The sequence below is a fragment of the Streptomyces sp. UG1 genome (genome assembly GCF_049974585.1).
In the GTDB taxonomy this organism is placed as follows: domain Bacteria; phylum Actinomycetota; class Actinomycetes; order Streptomycetales; family Streptomycetaceae; genus Streptomyces.
The window spans coordinates 111,585-130,639 of record NZ_JBNGGG010000037.1 but is presented as its reverse complement, the minus strand read 5'-3'; the positions used below and the strand labels follow the sequence as shown (position 1 = coordinate 130,639).

Below are 19,055 nucleotides of genomic sequence, written 5' to 3'. Positions count from 1 at the left end.
CTTCAACCGATCACTCGGGAAGGTACGCCCTTCGCGTCCCAACCCGAGCCCGATCCACAGGTCCTGAGCATTGCTCGACGTCGTTCGTTCCAGCACGCTGTCGCGCAGGCTCTTCGACTCCAGTAGTGCCGATTCGTTGATCATGTTCTGCCCTTTCGTTCGTGGTGAGGTCGCTTGGCCGGGGCAGAGCAGTGAGTCCCCACCCCACCCGATCAACGAGTCATCGCATGCGAAGAAACAATTGATGTACGTAGCAGGAATGCGACGTAGTCGGCGGAGGGTTCCGAAGGCGAGATGTACTGCGGGTTGTCGGGTCACCGAACTCGTGCAGACCGGTGGGCACCCGCTCTCATAGAACAGGTGCCCACTTGGGCTCGATAGCCGACCGACGGTATGGGAGTACACGGACCTGATTGACTCCAGCCCTCAGGTTCTCCGGCTGTCGTGTCGCTAAGGGCTATTCATCTCGTGCTCACTGCGGTGATGTACTTCTACCCCTTCGGGGCATAGTCCGAGCAGAAGAAGTACTGCTCGTCGCCTCCGTTGCGAGTGACGTCCGCCTCAAGGAAGATCGCCTTCAAGCCCTTGGGCTGCTGAAGAGTGGTGTCCCATTGAGTCAGAATCGCTCGTCCCTGGTCCCCAGTGCGCCATCGGTAGTTGGTCACCGAGCCGTCCTGGTTGAGCGAGCGGAGTCTGACCTTCGGGGCCCGTGTGTCGTCAATCCTGTCATAGACCGAGATCGATACTCTGTACTTAGCAGTAGGAGCTCCACTGCCATAGAGAGTCGCTTTGGCCACGTAGGAGCGCGTCCTGTCTTCACAGCGCAGCTTGATACTTACGTCAGCTGCCTGAGCCGGAGTAGCGAGGGACATCGCAGCTGCGGCTGAGGTTAGGCCGACTGCAGCAAAGGTGGTTATGCGCCACCTGTGAGAATTGTTCGCCCTGCGGAACTGCACTTGCGTTTCCCCTCGTTTGGGATAGAACACTGGTCGATCTCTATTCGAACCTCTTGAGCTGACCACGGCAAGTGAGTTGATCTTGATATGTCGGATAAGAGTATTTATCAGGGTGTGATGATGATCACCTGCATGATGTGTGCAAGTTGAAGCAATTGGTCAAATAAGGCCTCGGCACCCTTCAGGGGTGCCGAGGCCTTATTTGGATGGCGAAAACGCCAAGTTCTGCTGGCTGTCTGTGGCGCTCCCCTTAGAGGATGTCTCACGTGGTGATGGTGCGAGCTGCGGCATGATGCCTCTTCGTGAGTGCCGATCTGTCGCAGCGGCTGGTTCCTGACGGTCTGTGGGAACTGGTCGCCACGTTGCTGCCGTCGTTCAACTCCCGTCCGCAGGGCGGCGGGACCGCGCCGCTGGACGATCGTGCCGTGTTCACAGCGGTGGTGTACGTGCTGACCAGCGGGTGTGCCTGGCGGCATCTGCCGGAGACGTTCGGTGTCGCCCGCGACGGCACACCACCGGTTCATAGCGTGGACCGAGGTGGGGGTGTGGCGCCGATTGCACCGGGCGGTCCTGGACGAGCTCGGCGCCCAGGGCGAGATCGACTGGACCGCTGCGATCGTGGATGCCGCGTCGGTGCGGGCGAAAAGGAGGTTCGCTGACCGGGCCGAACCCGGTCGATCGCGGCAAGAAGGGCAGCAAGCTGCACGTGCTGTCCGAGGACCAGGGCCTCCCTCTCGCCGTCGCCGTGTCCGGCGCGAACATGCACGACAGTCTCGCCCTCAAGCCGCTGATCCGCGGCATACCCGCCATCCGCTCCCGGCGCGGACCTCGTCGGCGCCGCCCGGTCAAACTCCGTGCCGATAAGGCGTACTTCTCCGCCGATCACCTCTCTTGGCTGCGTGAACGGGGACTGCTCCCGCGCATCGCCCGGTCGGAATCGAGTCCGGCGAACGACTCGTCCGGCACCGCTGGAAGATCGAGAGGTCGATCGCCTGGCTGTTCGGCTACCGACGTCTCACCGTCCGATACGAGCGAAAGGGCTCCCACTTCCTCGCCTTCCTCGGCCTGGCCGCCGCCCTCACCTGCTACAAGAAACTCGCGAAGCTCGCCACGTGAGACATCCTCTTAGCCGAAAATACCTCCGTTGTCGTTGCCTCCGTTGTTGCCTCCGTTGTTGCCGAAACTGACGGTGGTCAGCGTGATCTGGGTGTTCGCCGGGTCGTCGACCTGCTGGTTGCCCTTCGGGTCTTGGGCCGCGACAAGGGCCGTGTCGCTCTGGTCACTGCCGCCCGCGAACTGGATGTTGGTGAAGCCGGCCGCCGCCAGAGTCTGCTTGGCCTGACCCACCGTCTGACCCACGACGCTCGGTACCTGGGTCTTCTGCTGGGCCTGCTTGCCGATCTGGATGGTCACCGTGTCGTTCTTGTCGGCCTCAGTGCCGGCCTCCGGCGAGGTCGAGATGGCCCTGCCCACCTGGTTCGGGTCCTGGGTCTCCACCTCGACGCAGGTGCCGACCAGGTCGTTGGCCGCCATTTGTGCCTTCGCCTCGTCACAGGACCTGCCGAGAACATCCGGAACCGTGGCCTTCTCCTTCTCCTTGGCCACGGTGAGGGTGATCGTCGAGCCCTTCTCCTTCTCCGTGCCGCCGTTGGGGTCCTGGCTGATGACGACGCCCGGATTGCGGTCGGACTCCTCGGTCTTCTGCTCGACGTTGAAGCCCTTGTCCTCGAGTTGGGTTTTGGCCTGGTCGTATTGCAGGCCCTCGACGTCCGGCACCGACACCTTCGGCGCCCCGGTCGACACCACGACGTTGACCGTGGTGTTCTTGTCGACCTTGGTGTTGGGCTCGGGGTCCTGCTTGCAGATGTTGCCGGCGGGCTGGTCCTCGCACGGCTCCTTCTTGGCCTGCCCCAGCGCGAGGTCGACGTTGTTGAGCAGGTCCTTCGCGCTGTTCTGCGTCTCACCGACCAGGTTCGGCACCGGCACCTGGCTGTTGCTCGCGTTCTTCCCGTCGAACACCCACTTGCCGATGAGGACCGCGCCGACGAGGACCAGTACGGCGGCGACGGCCAGCAGTATCGTCGAGGTGTTGGACTTCTTCTGGCGGCGCCGGTCCACGCGGTCGTCGTAGCCGAAGCCGCCGTCGTCCGGGTTCATGGGCGGCAGCATCGACGTGGCGCCGGCGTCCTGGGCGCGCAGGGCCGTGGTCGGCTGGTCGTCGGGGTAGCCGCCGTAGCCCACCGAACCCATCGCGGCCGTCGCGGCGACGGGCTGGCCGTCGAGGCAGGCCTCGATGTCGGCGCGCATCTCGTCGGCGGACTGGTAGCGGTAGTTGGGGTCCTTGGTGAGGGCCTTCAACACGATCGCGTCCATCTCGGGCGTGATCTCGGGGTCGAAGACCGACGGGGCCTGGGCCTCCTCGCGCACGTGCTGGTACGCGACCGCGACCGGGGAGTCGCCGACGAAGGGCGGGCGGACCGTCAGGAGCTCGTACAGCAGACAGCCGGTCGAGTAGAGGTCCGAGCGGGCATCCACCTGCTCGCCCTTCGCCTGCTCCGGCGAGAGGTACTGGGCGGTGCCGATGACGGCCGCGGTCTGGGTCATCGTCATGCCGGAGTCGCCCATCGCGCGGGCGATACCGAAGTCCATCACCTTGACCTGGCCGTTGCGCGTCAGCATGACGTTCGCGGGCTTGATGTCGCGGTGGACGATGCCGTTGCGGTGGGCGTACTCCAGGCCCTGCAGGATGCCGATGGTCATTTCCATGGCGCGCTCGGGCAGGAGTTTGCGGCCGCTGTGGAGTAGCTCGCGGAGTGTCGAGCCGTCTACGTACTCCATGACGATGTACGGGATCGACACGTTGTCGATGTAGTCCTCGCCCGTGTCGTAGACCGCCACGATCGCGGGATGGTTGAGCGAGGCGGCCGACTGGGCCTCCCGGCGGAACCGGGCCTGGAAGGACGGGTCGCGCGCGAGGTCCGCGCGCAGCGTCTTCACCGCCACGGTGCGGCCGAGGCGGGTGTCATGCGCGAGGTAGACCTCCGCCATGCCACCACGACCGAGCACCTGGCCCAGTTCGTACCGGCCGCCGAGGCGACGCGGCTCTTCCATAAGCTACCTACCAGCCCTCTCCGTCGGTCCCGACCTCACCCTTGTGGGTGGGGCGGTGTGCCGTCCGGGCATACCGTACCCGGCTCATCTTGTGTGACCTGGCCAAGCCCGTAACCCGATACAGGACCGGTATCGCAACGTGCACCGATGTGAAGGGGACGTGAGCAGGGTCACTTCTTGCTGTTGATGACCGCCTCCATGACGCTCTTGGCGATGGGGGCCGCGAGGCCGCCACCTGAGATGTCGTCGCGGACCGCGTTGTCGTCCTCGATCACCACGGCCACGGCGACCGGCGAGCTGCCGTCGTCGCCCTTGGCGTAGGAGATGAACCAGGCGTAGGGGTTCTCGCTGTTCTCCACACCGTGCTGGGCGGTACCGGTCTTGCCGCCCACCTTCACGCCGTCGATCCGCGCGTTCTTGCCGGTGCCGTCCTCGACGACCGTCTCCATCATCGACTGCAGGATCTGCGCGTTGTCCGCCGACAGCGGCTTGCTCATCTCCTCGGGAGTGGTCCTCTCCAGGGTGTCGAGGTTGTTGGTCTGGAGCTTGTCGACCATGTACGGCTTCATCAGGGTGCCGTCGTTGGCGACGGCGGAGGCGACCATGGCCATCTGCAGCGGGGTGGCGGCGGTGTTGAACTGGCCGATGGAGGACAGCGCGACCTCAGAGGGCGCCATGTCCTCGGAGAAGACCGACGCGCTGGTGCGGATCGGCGTGAACTGCTCCTCGGTGAAGCCGAACTTCTTGGCCATCTCCAGCATCTTGTCGTTGCCGAGATCGGAGCCGATCTTGCCGAAGACGGTGTTGCACGAGTACTGCAGGGCGACCCGCAGCGTCGCGTTCTTGCAGGGGATGTTCCCCTCGTTCTTCAGCACGGTCGTGGTGCCCGGCATGGTCCACGGCAGCGGCGTCTTGGTGGCCTGGTCCGCCTCCGTGTACAGGCCGTTCTCCAGTGCGGCGGCCGCGGTGAGCACCTTGAAGGTGGAGCCCGGGGGGTAGACCTCGCGCAGCGCGCGGTTGAGCATCGGGTCGTCGGGGTTGTTCTTCTTCTGGAGCTTCGTCCACGCCTCGGTGTCGGTCGTCGTGGAGTTGCCGGCGAAGGACGAGGGGTCGTACGACGGGTAGGACGCCAGTGCCAGGATCTTGCCGGTGGACGGCTCGATGGCCGCGACGGCTCCCTTGCCGCCCTGCTTCTTCAGGCCGTCGAACGCGGCCTTCTGCGCGGCGGCGTTGAGGGTGGTGACGACGTTGCCGCCCTTGTTCTCCTTGCCCGTGAGCATGTCGAGCGTGTTGCGGAAGAAGAGCCGGTCGTCGGTGCCGGTGAGGATGCCGTCCTCGATGGACTCGAGCTGGTTGGCGCCGAAGGCCTGCGAGGCGTATCCCGTGACGGGCGCCCACATGGGGCCGTCCGTGTAGGTGCGCTTGTACTTGAAGTCGCTGCCGGAGGTCTCCTTCGAGCCGGTGACCGCCTTGCCGTCGACGATGATGTTGCCGCGGGGGGAGGCGTAACGCTCGATGACGACGCGGCGGTTGTCCTTGTGGGTCCTGAGCTCGTCGGCCTGGACGTACTGGATCCAGTTGTCGCGGATGAGCAGGGCCAGGACGAGGAGTCCGCAGAAGATCGCGATGCGACGCAGGGGCTTGTTCACGGTCGGACCACCTGGGTCATCTCGGCGTCGGGGTTGGGTGCGGGGGCGGGGGCCGGGCGGCGTGCGGTGTCGCTGATGCGCAGCAGGATGCCGATCAGGGCCCAGTTGGCGATGACGGAGGAACCGCCGTACGCCACGAAAGGCAGCGTCATACCGGTCAGCGGGATGAGGCCCATCACACCGCCGGCCACGACGAAGACCTGGAGGGCGAAGGCGCCGGACAGGCCGACGGCGAGCAGCTTGCCGAACGGGTCGCGGGCCGCGAGGGCCGTGCGCACACCGCGCTCCACGATCAGGCCGTAGAGCAGCAGGATCGCCATGACGCCGGCCAGGCCCAGCTCCTCGCCGAAGGTGGCGAGGATGAAGTCGGAGTTGGCGGCGAAGCCGATGAGGTCGGAGTTGCCCTGGCCGAGGCCGGTGCCCAGGGTGCCGCCGGAGCCGAAGGCCCACAGGGCCTGCATGGCCTGCTCGGAGTGGAAGACCCCGTCCTGGACGGCGGCGCGGGAGAGCTCGTACTCGCGCATCGGGTCGAGCCAGGCCTGCACACGTGTCTGGATGTGTGACTCGAAGCTCGCCACGCCGACGGCGCCGACCGCGGACATCAGCAGACCGAAGACGATCCAGCTCGTCCGCTCGGTGGCGACGTACAGCATGATGACGAACATCCCGAAGAACAGCAGGGATGTACCGAGGTCGGTCTCGAAGACCAGGATGAGGATCGAGAGCACCCAGACGACGAGGATCGGGCCGAGGTCGCGGCCGCGCGGCAGGTACAGGCCCATGAAGCGGCGGCTGGCCAGCGCCAGGGCGTCTCTCTTGACCATGAGGTAGCCGGCGAAGAAGACCGCGAGGGCGATCTTCGCGAACTCACCGGGCTGGAGTGTGCCCAGGCCGGGGATCTTGATCCAGATCTTGGCGCCGTAGATGTTCGCGCCGAGTCCGGGCACGAGCGGCAGGATCAGCAGGAACAGCGCGGCGGCCATGGAGATGTAGGTGTAGCGCTGCAGGACGCGGTGGTCCTTGAGGAAGATCAGCACGGCCACCAGAAGGGCGACGCCCATCGCGGAGTACAGCAACTGGCGCGGGGCCGCTTCGACGTACGCGCTGCTCGCCTGCAGTTTCTTCGACTGGTCCAGACGCCAGATCACCACCAGGCCGAGGCCGTTGAGCAGGGTGGCCAGCGGCAGCATCAGGGGATCGGCGTACGGTGCGAACTTGCGGACGGCGAGGTGGCCGATGCCCGCGAGCAGGCCCAGCCCGACACCGTAGCTCAGCAGTCCGGGCGGCACCTGGTCATTGATCGCCAACCCCACGTTGGCGTACGCGAAGACCGGGATGACGACCGCGAACACCAGCAGCGCGAGCTCGGTGTTGCGCCTGCTCGGCGCACCGATCGCGCCGATCGTGGATGTGTGGTGCGTCGGCGAGTTGGTAGTACTGCTCATGGTGTGACGGGGCCTCTCACGGCTTGCCTACTGCGTACCGCAGTTCGAGACGACCTTCTGCTCTTCCTCCGAGAGAGTGGGGCCGGGGCTTGGCGTCGCAGTCGGTGTCGGGGAGGTGGAGGTGGACGGCGGGGTCGGGGACTGGGACGTCGACGGATTCGGCGTCGGTGTCGCCTTGGACGTAAGGGAGGTGCGGGTGGTTCCCGTGGTGCCCCCGGCCTCGCCCTCGCCGGTCTTGGCGTTCTGCTCGCTCTGCGCCGCCCGCTGCTCGGCCCGCTTCTTGCACGCGGAGGCCTGCAGCGAGAGCTCGTCGATCTTCGCCTGGGCGTCCTTCAGGCCGCCCTCGGTGATCGTGTTCTCGACGAGCTTTTTCTGGTACGGCGGCAGGTACTTGAGTTCGATCTCGGGGTGGTCCTTCTCCACCTTCGACAGCGAGACCCAGGCCAGGTCCTGGCTGATCCCGCGGTACAGGGCGACGTGTTCCTCGTTGGCGCCGACGTAGTACTGGGTCTGCGTCCAGCGCCAGCCGCCGTACAGGCCGCCGCCGAGCACGGCGAGCGCGAGGGCCGAGTAGAAGGATCTCTTCAGCCACCTGCGGCCCTTGCGGGGCTTGACGAAGTCGTCGTCGGTGTAGTCGCCGAAGCTGCCCGCGGGCACGTAGCCGGTGGTGTCGCCGGAGCCGGGCGGGCCGAACTCGCCGCCCCCGCCGCCCTGTCCGGGCACTTGGCGGCCGAGCCCGGAGGCGCGTCCGGCGGGGGTCTGCATGATGCCGTTGTCGTGCAGGTGGTGCTGCTGGTTCTCGGCGACCGCGCCGACCACGACCGGGGTGTCGGAGAGCTGCCCGGCGAGGGTGTCGCCGGTGTCCAGGTCGAGGACGTCCGCGACGATCACGGTGATGTTGTCGGGGCCGCCGCCGCGCAGCGCGAGCTGGATGAGCTCCTGGACGGTCTCCTGGGGGCCCTGGTAGCTGGCGAGGGTGTCCTCCAGGGTCTGGTGGGACACGACGCCGGAGAGGCCGTCGGAGCAGATCAAGTACCGGTCGCCGGCGCGGACTTCGCGGATCGACAGGTCGGGCTCGACATGGTCGCCGCTGCCCAGCGCGCGCATCAGCAGCGACCGCTGCGGATGCGTGGTCGCCTCCTCCTCGGTGATGCGGCCCTCGTCGACCAGGCGCTGCACCCAGGTGTGGTCCTGCGTGATCTGCGTGAGGACGCCGTCGCGCAGCAGGTACGCGCGCGAGTCGCCGACGTGGACGAGGCCGAGGCGCTGCCCGGTCCACAGCAGGGCGGTGAGCGTGGTGCCCATGCCCTCGAGCTGCGGGTCCTCCTCGACCATCGAGCGCAACTGGTCGTTGGCGCGCTGTACGGCGGTGCCGAGGGAGGTGAGGATGTCGGAGCCGGGGATGTCGTCGTCGAGGGCGACGATCGTGGAGATGGCCTCGGAGGAGGCGACCTCGCCCGCGGCCGCGCCGCCCATGCCGTCGGCGATGGCGAGCAGGCGGGGTCCGGCGTATCCGGAGTCCTCGTTGCCCTCCCGGATCATGCCTTTGTGCGATCCGGCGGCGAAGCGCAGTGACAGACTCATGCGCACCTCGCCCGTCGGCTCCGGGTACATCCGCACGGTGCCCACCCTCCGGTCGGGAGCGCGCCGGGGCCCGTCGTGCGGTCCTCCGCTGCGTGCTCGCTCCGCTCGCTCATTGTCGTACTACTTCCGCAGCTCGATGACGGTCTTGCCGATGCGGATCGGCGCGCCCAGCGGAATCGGCGTCGGGGTCGTCAGCCGCGTTCGGTCGAGGTACGTGCCGTTGGTGGAGCCCAGGTCCTCGACGATCCACTGGCCGTCGCGGTCCGGGTAGATCCTGGCATGCCGGCTGGAGGCGTAGTCGTCGTCCAGCACGATCGTGCTGTCGTGCGCCCGGCCCAGGGTGATGGTCTGGCCCTGGAGCGCGACGGTGGTGCCGGTGAGGGTGCCCTCGGACACGACCAGCTTGGAGGGGGCGTTACGGCGCTGGCGGCCGCCGCCGGACTGCTGGCGCTGCTGCGGGGGCGCCTGCCGTGCGGCCTGCTGCTGCCGGTTCGCCTCCCGCCTGGATCCGCGCTGGGTGACGCGCGTGCCGAACAGGTCGCTGCGGATGACCTGCACGGCCACGATCACGAACAGCCACAGGACGGCCAGGAAACCCAGCCGCATGACCGTGAGGGTCAGCTCTGACATTGCCCCCGCTTCACCCTTCGGCTTGCCGGTAAATGATGGTGGTGCTGCCCACGACGATCCGCGAGCCGTCGCGGAGCGTAGCGCGGGTGGTGTGCTGCCCGTCCACCACGATGCCGTTGGTGGACCCGAGATCCTGGATCGTCGAGGGCGCTCCGGTCCGGATCTCGCAGTGCCGGCGGGAGACGCCGGGGTCGTCGATCCGCACGTCGGCGTCGGTGCTGCGGCCCAGCACGAGCGTGGCGCGGGAGATCTGGTGGCGGGTGCCGTTGATCTCGATCCAGTAGCGGGTGCGGCCGCCTGCCGCGGGTGCGGCGGGGGGACGCCGGCCGCCCGCGGGCTGCGGGTAGCCGTAACCGCCTGGGCGGCCGCCGGGCGGCGGCGCGGCCGGCATGGGCGGGGCGCCGGCGGGCGCGGCGGGCTGCGGGTAGCCGTAGCCGCCCTGGGCGCCGCCGGGCCGCCCGGCCGGGGCGGCGGGTGAGGGGGCCTGCGGGCCCTGCTGGTCGGTGGAGCCGGCCAGCGTGCGGCTGCGCACCCGGTACAGGCCGGTGTCGAGGTCGTCGGCCTTCTCCAGGTTGACCTTGATCGGGCCCATGAAGGTGTAGCGCTGCTGCTTGGCGTAGTCGCGGACCATGCCCGCGAGCTCGTCGCCGAGCTGACCGGAGTAGGGGCTCAGCCGCTCGTAGTCCGGTGTGCTGAGCTCCACGATGAAGTCATTGGGGACGACCGTGCGGTCGCGGTTCCAGATGGTGGCGTTGTTGTCGCACTCGCGCTGGAGCGCTCCCGCGATCTCGACCGGCTGGACCTCGGACTTGAACACCTTGGCGAAGGTGCCGTTGACCAGACCTTCGAGACGCTGCTCGAACTTCTTCAGGACTCCCATGGGGCACCTCCTCCGTCGCCTGCTTCGTCCTGTGTCCCGCCGGGCGGGCACTGCCTTACCTGGTACTGCTTACTGATCGTATCCACGCGCCGGTAAATCGGCTGGTTCCCCCTGTCGGCCCGGTCGACGGGTGTCGACGCCCTCGAAGTTCCCTGAGGAGGTCTGCTTCGAACTCCTCGGGGACACAGTCTTGCCATGGATCGTAGAGGCGGCCGCAGACAAGTGTCCCGCACCTGACTGTGGTCCCCGACCGGCTCCTGGGGAGATGCCGGGTACCGGTACGAGGTTGATACGTGAACAGGTCGTCGTTGATACGGAGCGGCCGGCGCCGTGGATCGGTCACCGCGGGGTGGCGTTCGTCGACTGCGCTGGTGGGCGGCTGCCTGGGGATAAGGGATGTGAACCCACCCTGGCCGGCGTGCTAATGTTCTGGTGTCGGAAGGCGCCGCACCGCAAGGGAAGGGCCCGAAGACACACCCAATGCGCGGGTGGCGGAATAGGCAGACGCGCTGGATTCAGGTTCCAGTGCCCGCAAGGGCGTGGGGGTTCAACTCCCCCCTCGCGCACCCATGAGACACGGGTCTCTGCAGGTGACAGAAGTCACCGCAGGGGCCCGTTTCTCGTTTCCGTGATCCTTGTGAGGCATCACACAAGCCGGGAGTCGGACGACGGCTCCCGGCGCGTGAGCTATCTCACCAGGGGCTTTCAGCCCGCCGCGACCACCGTGGCGAGGGTCACGGCGGCGGGCAGGGCCTGGGCGAAGAGGATGCGGCGGTTGGCGGTGGCCGCGCCGTAGACGCCGGCGACGACGATGCAGGACAGGAAGAAGATCTGCACCCGGTAACCGGTCGGGTCGTCGGCGATCAGGCCCCAGACCAGGCCCGCGGCCAGGAAGCCGTTGTACAGACCCTGGTTGGCGGCCAGCGGCGCGGTGGTGCGGGCGAGCTCCGCGTCGAACCCGGAGAAGCGGCGGCCCGGGCCGCGCTGCCACAGGAACATCTCCAGAACCAGGATGTAGGCGTGCAGCAGCGCCATGAGGGCGACGAGAACGACAGAGAGCGTATGCATGCGGTGATTGTGCCGGTAGGGGGTGAGCGGAGGTTCGGGCGGGCCGACGTGTGCGTCGGGGGCGGTCGGACTTTTGGCTGAGTCGGCGGTTTCGGGGCGCGGGAAGCGTGGCCGTTCGGCCGAGGTGGGCGCAGGGGGCTCGGCGCGAGATTGGAGCTCCCCCCTTCCTCAGGAGCCCACCGATGCCACCCGATTCCCTCTCCTTCGTCGCCGGAGTCCGGCCCGACGGACCGGTCCTCGCCCCCGCGCGGCCGCAACCCCGCCCAAGCGCCCGTGGGTCGTCCCGCCGGGTACCGCGCCTGCGCCGGGACGTGCTGTTCTGGCTCGCCTGCGCGGGCTTCGCGATGTCGCTGGCCCTGGTCACGACCCTCACCCCGCACCGGATCTGGGGCGCCTGCGCCGCCGTCGGGTACGCCGCCGCCGCGCAGCTCGCCCGCCGGGCGCCGCGCCCCTGGAGCCGGCCCAGCGCGCTCGCCGCGCTGCTCGGAGCCGTCGTGGTCCCGCTGACGCTGATGGTCCTGGCGGGGACCGCGCAGTCGGAGGTGCATGTCGTGGAGCGCTCGGGCGGTCTGCTGCTGAACTCCGGCAGCCCGTACCTGCCGCACCCGGTCGGCGTCGAGGACTACAACCCCTATCTGCCCGGCATGGCGCTGTTCGGGATACCGCACGCGCTCTTCGGGGGGACGCCGCTCGCGGATGCGCGGGTGTGGTTCTGTGCCGCGTTCCTGGTGAGCATGCTGGCCGCCGCGCGGGAATCAGGACGCAACTCCCTTGCGCCGGAGGGGAAGCCGAGCGCGGGCGGCGCCGCCCTGCTGCTCGCGGCGTTCCCCGCGGTCGCGTTGCCGCTGGCGGTCGGTGGGGTCGATCTGCCGGTGATCGGGCTGATGTGCCTGGGGCTGGCGCTGGCCGGCCGGGGCGGGTCCGGTACGGCGGCGGGGCTGGCGATGGGGGCCGCGGCCGCGCTGAAGTGGACGGCCTGGCCGCTGCTGCCGGTGGGCCTGGTGCTGCTGGCGGTGACGGCGGGGCGGCGGGCGGCCGTACGCGCGGGAGCCGTCGCCGTGCTGGTGGCCGCGGTGGCGGTGATACCGGTGGCCCTCGCCGATCCGCACGCCTTCATGGAGCACGTGGTCCTCTTCCCGCTGGGACAGGGCGGGGTGCATTCGCCGGCGGCCAGCCCGCTGCCCGGGTATCTGCTGGCCACGTACGTCCCCGGCGGCTCCGTCCTCGCCATGGGTGCCCTGGTGGCGGCCGCGGGCGGTGTGGCGGTGTCGTTGGCCGTACGGCCGCCCCGGACCCTCGTCGCGGCGGCGGACCGGCTGGCGCTGGGGCTGGGCCTCGCGATGTGCCTGATCCCGGCGACGCGGTTCGGATACCTGGTCTATCCGCTGGTCCTGGCCGCCTGGTTCCGGCGCGCGGAGCTGGCGACGGCCGCACGTCGGGTGGGGCGGTTGGTGGCGGGTCGTGGCCGCGTGGCGCGGTTGGTGGCAGGCGGCGACCAGGCGGGGCGGCTGGTGACGGGCGGCGGCCGGGCGGCGTGGGGGAGGTCGGAGCGTGTCTGAGCGTCTGAACGCACGTGGGTGTGAGCGCCTGAACGCGCATCTGGACGGGCGCCTTGACGCGCATCTCGTGTGGGTCACCGTGCTCGCGGTGGTCGGGCTGGTCGTGGCGCTGTGTCTGCCTTCGGCGGGGCAGTAGCCGGTGGGTCGGACGCCCTGGGTCGGTCTCGACGGGTGGTGGGACGGAGGGCGCGTCCAGGGTTTCGGTGGCCGGCGAGGCGGTGGCCGGCGAGCGGCGTCGGGTGGCGCGGCAAGGGGGGCGGGGAGTCGGCGGCTCGAGGGTGAGGCGTCGTGGCGAGGGCCGTCACGCGCGCGTATGGCCCGGATCGCCCCGGCCCTCCCGGCGAGGCCCTACGCGCGCGTGCCCCCCCGATGCCCGCTACGCCGCGAGCCGCGCGGCCACCTGCTTCGCCTTCGCGGCGGCCTCGTCGAGGGCGCGCTCGCGGGAGGCCTCGAAGAGGGGGACCAGTTCGGTCATCTCCGGGTTGGACGGGGCCATGGTGAGCTCCGGGACGATGAAGTCGACGTCGGCGCCGAGGAAGTCGGCCAGGATCGCCGACAGATAGTTCTGCACGTACTCGTAGCCCTCGCGCGGCGTGCCCGGGCCGTACGCGCCGCCGCGGCTGGCGACGACGGTGACCGGGGTGCCCTTGACCGACTGGGCGTTGCCCGCGGTGCGGCCGAACAGGACCACGTTGTCCAGCCAGGCCTTCAGCGTCGACGGGATCGTCAGGTTGTACATCGGGGCGCCGATCAGCACCGCGTCCGCGCTCTCCAGCTCCTCGATCAGCCGCACCCGCTCGGCGAAGGCGGCGGCCTGCTCAGGGGAGTGGGCGGCCGGATCGGAGAAGCCGGCGGTGTGGGCGTGGGCGGTGATGTGCGGCACCGGGTGCATGGCGAGATCGCGGTGGATCACCGTGCCCTCCGGGTGCTGTTCCTGCCAGGTGCGGCGGAAGGCGTCGGTGACGGCACGGGAGGACGAGGCGTCGGCCGGGAAGACCGAGGAGTCGATGTGCAGCAGCGTTGCCATGGAGGTCTCCAGAAGTGCAGTGAGTGAAAGTCCGTATGCAACTATGGATAACACAGTCACTTACTTTTTTTCATCCGCATACGGCGGCGCAGTACCCTGAGAGGCATGGCGGGTGAGCAGAGTCACGACGTAGCGGCGTGCAAGCGGGTCGACGAAGGGATCAACCGCGTCTTCCAACTGCTCGGCAAGCGCTGGACCGGCCCGATCGTGTCCGTCCTGACCGCGGGGCCCGCCTACTTCGTCGCCCTGCGCCGGGCCGTCCCCGGCATCAGCGAGCGCATGCTCTCCGACCGGCTCACCGAACTGGCGGCAGCGGGACTCGTCGTACGCGAGGTGTACGAGGGCCCGCCGTTGCGGGTCGTGTACCGGCTGACGGAGGCGGGCGCGGCGCTCGAGCCCGCGCTCACCGAGCTCGGCGGATGGGCGAGGAAGTATCTGCCGGACGGGGAGCGGGCCGAGGGCTGCTGAGGCGGCGAGTCGGCAGCCGCAGGTTTTCCACAGCCGTGGAGTTGTCCACAGGGTCTGACGCGTTTCGGCCACCGGTTGTAACGTCGGCACGAGTTGATGTTCGTGACGAGGTTCGTGCGGGTGCGGGGGAGGCGGTCGGTATGACCGAGGTCGGTGCGGGGGCTACGGCGGAGGCGGCCGCGGAGGCGGAGTCGTCGGGGTCGGTGCGGCGGCGGCTGCCCCGAGTGCGCGGCTTCGCCGAGTGGCCCGGCGGTGGGGCGCCGAGGGAGGAGGGCAAGGCGCTGCGCAGGCGGGTGCCGCGCGCCCAGCACTCGGTGCTCGATCTCGACGCCGGCCGTCCCGACGCGGTGGCCGCCGTCGAGGAGTCCAACGCCGGCCGGCTCCCCGGGCTCACCCCGATCCGGGTCGGCCGGATGGCGGCGACGCCCTTCGCGTTCCTGCGCGGCTCGGCGGGACTGATGGCGTACGACCTCGCCCGCACCCCCATGACCCGGATCCGCGCCCAGATCTGCGGCGACGCGCACGCGGCGAACTTCGGCCTGTACGGCGACGCGCGCGGCGGCCTGGTCATCGATCTGAACGACTTCGACGAGACGCTGTCCGGCCCCTGGGAGTGGGACCTCAAGCGCCTCGCCACCTCGATGGTGCTCGCGGGACGGGAGGCGGGTGCGGACGAGGACAAGTGCCGCAAGGCGGCGTACGACACGGTCGGTGCCTACCGGCGCACCATGCGGCTGCTGGCCAAGCTCCCGGTGCTGGATGCGTGGAACGCGATCGCGGACGAGGAGCTGGTCTCCCACACCGACGCCCATGACCTGCTCGGCACGCTGGAGCGGGTCGCGGAGAAGGCGCGGGCCAACACCAGTGGGCGCTTCGCGGCGAAGTCGACGGCGCTGACGGAGGACGGCGGCCGTATGTTCGTCGACGCGCCGCCGGTGCTGCGCCGGGTGCCGGACGAGGAGGCCGCGGCGGTGGCGGCGTCGCTGGAGAGCTACCTCACCACGCTCTCCGAGGACCGCCTGCCCCTCCTCGCCCGCCACGCGGTGCACGACGTGGCGTTCCGCGTGGTCGGCACGGGCAGTGTGGGCACCCGCTCCTACGTGGTCCTGCTCCTGGACCACCGCGGCGAGCCGCTGGTCCTGCAGGTGAAGGAGGCCCGCCCCTCGGCCCTGGTCCCGCATCTGGTGACGGCCGGTTTCCAGGCTCCGGAGGCGGACCACGAGGGGCGGCGGGTGGTCCTCGGCCAGAAGCGCATGCAGGTCGTCAGCGACATCCTGCTGGGCTGGACGACCGTCGACGGGCTGCCCTTCCAGGTACGCCAGTTCCGCAACCGCAAGGGCAGCGTCGACCCGGCCGCGCTGGCCGCCGACCAGATAGACGACTACGCCCGCATGACCGGCGCCCTCCTGGCCCGCGCCCACTCCCACAGCGCCGACCCCCGCCTGGTCGCCGGCTACTGCGGCAAGAACGAGGAACTGGACGAGGCGATCGCCACGTTCGCCGTCACCTACGCCGACCGCACCGAGGCGGACCACGCCGCGTTGCTGTCGGCGGTGCGGTCGGGGCGGATCGCGGCGGAGCTGGGGGTGTGAGGGGGCGGGGCGGTTATGGAGCGGCGCTCGTGGGCAGGCCGGCTCTTGGGCCGACTCGTAGCCCCGGTCCGGTCCTGGGCTGGCTCGTAGCTCGCGCCGGACGGGACTCGTAGCTCGCGCCGGGCTGGGCCTGTAGCCCGCGTGGGGCTGGACCCGGAGCCCGCCGCTTCCGACCGGGCTCGTAGCTCGCGTCCGACTGGACTCGAAGCCCGCCCCCGGACCGAACCCGCAGCTCGCGCGGGCCTGGACCCGGAGCCCGCCGCCCCCGACCGGACTCGTAGCTCGCGCCGGGCTGGACCCGCAGCCCGCGCCCGGCCGGACCCGCAGCCCGCCCCCCGACCGGACCCGCAGCTCGCGCCGGGCTGAACCCCAGCCCACCCCCGACCGGACCCCAGCCCGCGCCCGGCCGGGGCTCCTCAGCCCGCCCCGGGCCGCAGAGCACCCCCCATCTCGCATCGAACCGGCGCGTTCGAAGGGCTGGGCCCGCCGTGGCCTACGCTGGGCGGGTGATGACGCCGGAAGCTGAGCAGTCCCAGGCCGGGCCCGCTGGTGCGGGGGCGCCGGGCGGTGCCGAGGTGCCCGTCGGTGGAGCTGAGCAGGGTGGTGAGGCGAAGGTGACGGCCGAGGACGCGGCGGCGGAGCGGCCGGAGGAGCGGCTGGAGCGGGCCGTGCGGGCCGCCGAGCAGGCGTTGATCGAGTACGAGATCGCGGTGGAGACCTTCCGCGTCGAGGTGGAGAACTTCTCCCGGCTGCACCACCAGAAGCTCGGCCCGATGTACGCCCGCCTCGACGAGCTGGACGCCCGTATCGCCGAGGCGGTCGCCGCCCGCACCGGCGACCCCGAGGACATCCGCAAGGCCGACGAGGCACGCGCCCGGGTGCTGCCGATGCCCGGCGTCGAGGAGCTGTTCCACGGCTGGATGGACGGCGAGGGGCTGTTCCCGGAGGCCGCGGCCATGCTCACGGACCAGCCGGTGCGGCCCCCGCAGCGGGTGCGCCCCAGCGACGAGGCGCGCAAGCTCTACCGCGAGCTGGCCCGCAAGGCGCACCCGGACCTCGCCCAGGAGGACGCCGAGCGTGCCCGGCGCGAGGAGTTCATCACCCGCGTCAACGCGGCTTACGCCCGTGGCGACGAGGCGCTGCTGCGGGAGCTGGCCGAGGAGTGGGCCGCGGGACCGGCGCCCAAGGAGCAGGGCCCGACCCCCAGCGAGGAGCTGTACGCCCGCCTGGAGTGGCTTGCCCAGCGCAAGGAGATGCTCACCCTGGTCGCCAAGGACCTGGAGGAGAGCGCGATCGGCGCGATGCTGCGGCTCGCCCCCGATGACCCCGACCGCCTCCTGGACGAGATCGCCGAGCAGCTCCTGGCCCAGGTTGCGGAGCGGGAAGCAGAACTGGCCGCACTGCAACGCCCTTGAGGGGCGCGCGGCCGTTTCGATGTGCCCACCGTCCCCCTCAGGAGCCCAGCGCCCGCCGGCGCAGCGTCAGGTAGCGTCGAAGTCATGAACTTCGGATCCGCCGTACCCACAGTCGAGGTCACCGACCTCAAGGACGACGACTTCCTCCTGGACGTCCGCGAGGACGACGAATGGCAGGCCGGCCACGCCGCGGGCGCGCTGCACATCCCGATCAGCGAGTTCGTGGCCCGCTACGGCGAGCTGACCGAGGCCGCCCCGCAGGACGCCCGCGTCCATGTGATCTGCCGCTCCGGCGGCCGCTCGGCGCAGGTCGCGATGTACCTCGTCCAGCAGGGCGTCGACGCCGTGAACGTCGACGGCGGCATGCAGGTGTGGGCGGCGGCCGGACGTCCCGTGGTGAACGACGAGGGTCAGCCCGGGTACGTGCTGTAGCGGCCGTAGCGGCCGTAGCGGCTGTAGCGGCACCGCGCGCCGGTCACGCCAGTGGATGCGCCGCCAGCAGATCCCCCAGCGCCTCCTCGTGCGCCGCCGCCGGGCCGAGCGCCAGTTCCAGGTGCTTGGCCCAGGCGTGGTACCGGTGCAGCGGATAGTCGACGTCGGCGCCGAAGCCGCCGTGCAGATGCTGGGCGCTCTGCACGATCCGCCGTACGCCCTCCGAGGCCCAGATCTTGGCCACGGCCACGTCCCCGGAGGCGGGCAGCGCCCCCGGCGCCCCCGAGGCGATCCGCCACGCGGCCTGCCACAGCGTGGCCTCCATCGCGCGCAGGTCGATGTACCGGTCGGCGCACTGCACGGCGACCGCCTGGAACGTGGCGATCGGATGCCCGAACTGTTCCCGCTTGCTCGCGTACTCGGACGTCATCCCCAGCACCCGCTCCCCCAGCCCGAGCGCCAGCGCACACGTCCCCGTGGCCAGCAGCTCCCGCAGCCACTCCCACGCCCCCTCGGCGTCGATGACGTCCCGCGCCGCGAGTCGCACCGACTCCAGCCGCAGCTCCCCCAGCCTCTCCCCGCTGGTCGAGAACTGCTCGGCGAGCGAGACTCCCTCGGCACCGCGCGGCACAAGGGCGAGGACGGTCAGGTCGGCGGCCGTACGGGCCGGCACGACGACGAGATCGGCGTCGTAGACCCAAGGAACCGTGGTCTGCACCCCGTCCAGCACCCACCCCGGACCGTCCTGCCGAGCGGTCACCGCCAGCTCCGCCGGGTCGTGGCCGGTGCGGCCGTGCGCGCCAACGGTCAGCACGGCCTCCCCGCGCCCCGCCCGCGCCAGCAGCCCGGCCTTCAGCTCGGGGCCGCCGTACGCCTGGACGGCCGCCGCCGCGGCGCAGCTCTCCAGCAGCGGCACCCGGGCCAGTACCTTCGCCGACTCGCGCAGCACCAGGCACAGCGCGACGGCGTCGAGGCCCGCGCCGCCGTACTCCTGGGCGAGCAGCAGGCTCAGCAGGTCCGCGTCCGCGAGGCGGTGCCACAGCGGGCGGTCGAACGTGTCGGCGACGGCGCCCGGGGTGAGCGCGGGAGAGGGCACGGCGTCCGGCGCGACCCCGGCGAACACCCCGCGCGCCGCCTCGGCCGCCGCCTGCTGCTCCTCGGTGAAGGTGAAGTCCACGGTCCTGCCCTTCCACACGCACGGCGATCTGACGGTGCGTCAAGATAGAACAGGTTCTAGAA

The 19,055-nt window shown here is 70.1% G+C and carries 15 protein-coding genes, 1 tRNA gene and 1 pseudogene; 8 read left to right on the top strand and 9 right to left on the bottom strand.

The features are described 5' to 3' along the window. Positions 1-1,258: 1,258 nt before the first annotated feature. Positions 1,259-2,072, top strand: a pseudogene (locus tag ACP4J3_RS35575) (IS5 family transposase). A 9-nt stretch (positions 2,073-2,081) separates the two neighbouring features. On the opposite strand, the gene pknB reads toward ACP4J3_RS35575, so the two are convergent. The 6 genes from pknB to ACP4J3_RS35545 form a co-directional block, all read right to left on the bottom strand. Beyond that, positions 2,082-4,067 carry a Stk1 family PASTA domain-containing Ser/Thr kinase gene (pknB, locus tag ACP4J3_RS35570; RefSeq protein WP_426540439.1) on the bottom strand — a complete coding sequence of 662 codons (1,986 nt, stop codon included), beginning with the start codon at positions 4,065-4,067 and terminating at the stop codon, positions 2,082-2,084. Positions 4,068-4,237: 170 nt separating this feature from the next. Then, positions 4,238-5,716, bottom strand: coding sequence for a peptidoglycan D,D-transpeptidase FtsI family protein (locus tag ACP4J3_RS35565; RefSeq protein WP_426540438.1), 1,479 nt, complete (start codon positions 5,714-5,716; stop codon positions 4,238-4,240). Beyond that, entirely contained in the window at positions 5,713-7,161 is a 1,449-nt protein-coding gene (locus ACP4J3_RS35560) for an FtsW/RodA/SpoVE family cell cycle protein (protein WP_426540437.1), read from the bottom strand. The genes ACP4J3_RS35565 and ACP4J3_RS35560 overlap by 4 nt, the downstream gene beginning before the upstream one ends. 27 nt (positions 7,162-7,188) lie before the next feature. Continuing rightward, entirely contained in the window at positions 7,189-8,745 is a 1,557-nt protein-coding gene (locus tag ACP4J3_RS35555; RefSeq protein ID WP_426540436.1) for a Stp1/IreP family PP2C-type Ser/Thr phosphatase, read from the bottom strand. Between the two features lie 120 nt (positions 8,746-8,865). Continuing rightward, the gene (locus ACP4J3_RS35550; protein ID WP_426540435.1) at positions 8,866-9,375 is read right to left on the bottom strand and encodes an FHA domain-containing protein FhaB/FipA; all 510 of its coding nucleotides are present in this window, start codon (positions 9,373-9,375) and stop codon (positions 8,866-8,868) included. A 10-nt stretch (positions 9,376-9,385) separates the two neighbouring features. After that, the gene (locus tag ACP4J3_RS35545) at positions 9,386-10,255 is read right to left on the bottom strand and encodes an FhaA domain-containing protein (RefSeq protein WP_426540434.1); all 870 of its coding nucleotides are present in this window, start codon (positions 10,253-10,255) and stop codon (positions 9,386-9,388) included. A gap of 482 nt (positions 10,256-10,737) precedes the next feature. On the opposite strand from ACP4J3_RS35545, the gene ACP4J3_RS35540 reads away from it, so the two are divergent. Next, a tRNA-Leu gene (locus tag ACP4J3_RS35540) sits at positions 10,738-10,821 on the top strand. Between the two features lie 139 nt (positions 10,822-10,960). Here the strand turns inward: ACP4J3_RS35540 and ACP4J3_RS35535 are convergent. Beyond that, entirely contained in the window at positions 10,961-11,323 is a 363-nt protein-coding gene (locus ACP4J3_RS35535) for a DUF1304 domain-containing protein (RefSeq protein WP_426540433.1), read from the bottom strand. Positions 11,324-11,505: 182 nt separating this feature from the next. On the opposite strand from ACP4J3_RS35535, the gene ACP4J3_RS35530 reads away from it, so the two are divergent. Beyond that, positions 11,506-12,882: a glycosyltransferase 87 family protein gene (locus tag ACP4J3_RS35530; RefSeq protein WP_426540432.1), complete on the top strand. Its 1,377-nt coding sequence runs from the start codon at positions 11,506-11,508 to the stop codon at positions 12,880-12,882. Further along, positions 12,875-13,018 carry a hypothetical protein gene (locus tag ACP4J3_RS35525; RefSeq protein ID WP_426540431.1) on the top strand — a complete coding sequence of 48 codons (144 nt, stop codon included), beginning with the start codon at positions 12,875-12,877 and terminating at the stop codon, positions 13,016-13,018. The genes ACP4J3_RS35530 and ACP4J3_RS35525 overlap by 8 nt, the downstream gene beginning before the upstream one ends. Before the next feature lie 240 nt (positions 13,019-13,258). On the opposite strand, the gene ACP4J3_RS35520 is transcribed toward ACP4J3_RS35525, so the two are convergent. Next, positions 13,259-13,909, bottom strand: coding sequence for an FMN-dependent NADH-azoreductase (locus ACP4J3_RS35520; RefSeq protein ID WP_426540430.1), 651 nt, complete (start codon positions 13,907-13,909; stop codon positions 13,259-13,261). 105 nt (positions 13,910-14,014) lie between these two features. Between ACP4J3_RS35520 and ACP4J3_RS35515 the strand changes: the two genes are divergently transcribed. The 4 genes from ACP4J3_RS35515 to ACP4J3_RS35500 all read left to right on the top strand — a co-directional run bounded on the left by ACP4J3_RS35515 (position 14,015) and on the right by ACP4J3_RS35500 (position 17,816). Further along, positions 14,015-14,377 (top strand): winged helix-turn-helix transcriptional regulator, encoded by a 363-nt coding sequence (locus ACP4J3_RS35515; RefSeq protein ID WP_426540429.1) that lies wholly within the window; start codon positions 14,015-14,017, stop codon positions 14,375-14,377. 140 nt (positions 14,378-14,517) lie between these two features. After that, entirely contained in the window at positions 14,518-15,969 is a 1,452-nt protein-coding gene (locus tag ACP4J3_RS35510) for a DUF2252 domain-containing protein (RefSeq protein ID WP_426540428.1), read from the top strand. A gap of 506 nt (positions 15,970-16,475) precedes the next feature. Further along, positions 16,476-17,384: a J domain-containing protein gene (locus tag ACP4J3_RS35505; RefSeq protein WP_426540427.1), complete on the top strand. Its 909-nt coding sequence runs from the start codon at positions 16,476-16,478 to the stop codon at positions 17,382-17,384. Positions 17,385-17,468: 84 nt separating this feature from the next. Then, positions 17,469-17,816, top strand: coding sequence for a rhodanese-like domain-containing protein (locus ACP4J3_RS35500; RefSeq protein WP_426540426.1), 348 nt, complete (start codon positions 17,469-17,471; stop codon positions 17,814-17,816). A gap of 43 nt (positions 17,817-17,859) precedes the next feature. Here the strand turns inward: ACP4J3_RS35500 and ACP4J3_RS35495 are convergent, their stop codons facing one another. Then, positions 17,860-18,993: an acyl-CoA dehydrogenase family protein gene (locus ACP4J3_RS35495; protein WP_426540425.1), complete on the bottom strand. Its 1,134-nt coding sequence runs from the start codon at positions 18,991-18,993 to the stop codon at positions 17,860-17,862. Between the last annotated feature and the right edge of the window lie 62 nt (positions 18,994-19,055).

What these genes read in the sequence shown, in the direction of transcription:
- ACP4J3_RS35520 (WP_426540430.1), bottom strand. Translation starts at nt 13,909, where the DNA reads ATGGCAACGCTGCTGCACATCGACTCCTCGGTCTTCCCGGCCGACGCC.
- ACP4J3_RS35510 (WP_426540428.1), top strand. Translation starts at nt 14,518, where the DNA reads ATGACCGAGGTCGGTGCGGGGGCTACGGCGGAGGCGGCCGCGGAGGCG.
- ACP4J3_RS35550 (WP_426540435.1), bottom strand. Translation starts at nt 9,375, where the DNA reads ATGTCAGAGCTGACCCTCACGGTCATGCGGCTGGGTTTCCTGGCCGTC.
- pknB (WP_426540439.1), bottom strand. Translation starts at nt 4,067, where the DNA reads ATGGAAGAGCCGCGTCGCCTCGGCGGCCGGTACGAACTGGGCCAGGTG.
- ACP4J3_RS35500 (WP_426540426.1), top strand. Translation starts at nt 17,469, where the DNA reads ATGAACTTCGGATCCGCCGTACCCACAGTCGAGGTCACCGACCTCAAG.
- ACP4J3_RS35515 (WP_426540429.1), top strand. Translation starts at nt 14,015, where the DNA reads ATGGCGGGTGAGCAGAGTCACGACGTAGCGGCGTGCAAGCGGGTCGAC.
- ACP4J3_RS35555 (WP_426540436.1), bottom strand. Translation starts at nt 8,745, where the DNA reads ATGAGTCTGTCACTGCGCTTCGCCGCCGGATCGCACAAAGGCATGATC.
- ACP4J3_RS35535 (WP_426540433.1), bottom strand. Translation starts at nt 11,323, where the DNA reads ATGCATACGCTCTCTGTCGTTCTCGTCGCCCTCATGGCGCTGCTGCAC.
- ACP4J3_RS35560 (WP_426540437.1), bottom strand. Translation starts at nt 7,161, where the DNA reads ATGAGCAGTACTACCAACTCGCCGACGCACCACACATCCACGATCGGC.
- ACP4J3_RS35545 (WP_426540434.1), bottom strand. Translation starts at nt 10,255, where the DNA reads ATGGGAGTCCTGAAGAAGTTCGAGCAGCGTCTCGAAGGTCTGGTCAAC.
- ACP4J3_RS35530 (WP_426540432.1), top strand. Translation starts at nt 11,506, where the DNA reads ATGCCACCCGATTCCCTCTCCTTCGTCGCCGGAGTCCGGCCCGACGGA.